Below are 301 nucleotides of genomic sequence, written 5' to 3' on the forward strand. Positions count from 1 at the left end.
GCTCTTCCGATCTGATAGATCCCGCAAATCCGCCTCCGCTGACTGATGCTCAACGAACGGAGATTGCTGCGCTTAAGGCGCGTCCAGACCACGATGTCGACACAAGCGACATTCCAGAATCGCTCTACCGAATCGGTACTTCAACCCGATCTTGTAGCTCCGCGACAGGCAGAACCAGCTAGTCATACAACCCCATCGACCACCACAGCGACACTGGCAACGGGTTCCACCATCCCGTCCGCAAGCCGGCAACCCTTAGTCCCGCCGCCGTCCATGTGTTGCAGCCGACCAGCGCGTTGAA

At 58.5% G+C, this 301-nt stretch carries 1 protein-coding gene; it reads right to left on the reverse strand.

The genetic code is table 11. The features are described from left to right. Positions 1-178: 178 nt before the first annotated feature. Positions 179-301, reverse strand: a 123-nt coding sequence (locus EN818_RS31815; protein WP_135906742.1) for a DUF2459 domain-containing protein, incomplete at its 5' end; no start/stop codon positions are given.

It is taken from the genome of Mesorhizobium sp. M3A.F.Ca.ET.175.01.1.1 (assembly GCF_004791945.1).
Classification (GTDB): Bacteria; Pseudomonadota; Alphaproteobacteria; order Rhizobiales; family Rhizobiaceae; genus Mesorhizobium.